At 66.5% G+C, this 1367-nt stretch carries 1 protein-coding gene; it reads left to right on the top strand.

What is annotated here, in order from left to right; translation table 11 throughout:
- The coding region (locus AC1VNY_RS42445; protein ID WP_482409659.1) for a chemotaxis protein CheA at positions 1–1367 on the top strand (1367 nt) is incomplete at both ends.

The following is a 1367-nucleotide window of genomic DNA, read 5'->3' as shown; positions in this document are numbered from 1 at the left end:
ACCTGCGGCTTCCTCGGGCTGCCGCGGCTCGAGGCGCTGGCGCATGCCGGCGAGACCTTGATGGGCAAATTCCGCGACGGCATGCCGGTGAAGGCGGAAGCCGTGACGCTGATCCTGTCCTCGATCGACCGCATCAAGGAGATCCTTGGCGGCCTCGAGGCGACCGAGGCCGAGCCCGAAGGCAACGATCGTGATCTGATCGATCAGCTCGAGGCCATGGTCGAGCACGGCATGGCGGCGATGTCCGATTCGACGCAGTCGATATCGTCAGGCTCGACGCAGTCGATGCCGGCCGCTGCTGAAGAAGATGTACCTGTCGTCGAAGCTCCGCCGGTGCAGGCGGCAATGACCGAGGGCACGCTGGTGGTGCAGACGCTGGAGCGTCCGCTGCGTCCGGGCGAGGTCTCGCTCGACGAGCTCGAGCGCGCCTTCCGCGAGACCGAGACCGAAGTCGCCGCACCCGCGCCGGCCGTGAAGCCCGCTGTAGCCGCAGCACCCGCCGCCGAGCCGGTTGAAGCCGCGAAGAAGCCGGCCCGCAAGGCCGCCGGTGAAGATGTCCAGGAAGGCGACAAGATCGCCAACCAGTCGATCCGGGTCAATGTCGACACCCTCGAACACCTGATGACCATGGTCTCCGAGCTGGTGCTGACCCGCAACCAGCTGCTGGAGATCTCCCGCCGCAACGAGGACACCGAGTTCAAGGTGCCGTTGCAGCGGCTCTCCAACGTCACCGCCGAGCTGCAGGAAGGCGTCATGAAGACGCGCATGCAGCCGATCGGCAATGCCTGGCAGAAGCTGCCGCGCATCGTCCGCGACCTCTCCGGCGAACTCGGCAAGCAGATCGAGCTCGAGATGCACGGCGCCGACACCGAGCTCGACCGCCAGGTGCTCGACCTGATCAAGGACCCGCTGACGCACATGGTGCGCAACTCCGCCGATCATGGGCTGGAGACCACCGCCGAGCGGGTCGCGGCCGGCAAACCGGAACAGGGCACCATTCGCCTCTCCGCCTATCACGAAGGCGGCCACATCATCATCTGCATCGCCGACAATGGCCGCGGGCTCAACACCGAGCGGATCAAGGCCAAGGCGCTCCAGAACGGTCTCGTCACCGAGGCTGAGCTCGAGAAGATGACCGAGGCCCAGATCCACAAGTTCATCTTCGCGCCGGGCTTCTCGACCGCGGCGCAAGTGACCTCGGTGTCCGGCCGCGGCGTCGGCATGGACGTGGTGCGCACCAATATCGACCAGATCGGCGGCACCATCGACATCAAGAGCGTGGCCGGCGAGGGCGCCTCGGTCACCATCAAGATCCCGCTGACCTTGGCGATCGTCTCCGCGCTGATCGTGGAAGCCGGCGGCGACCG

This window comes from Bradyrhizobium ferriligni, assembly GCF_056837965.1.
The sequence above is the reverse complement of the archived record's forward strand: the minus strand, read 5'-3'. Positions and strand labels throughout refer to the sequence as shown.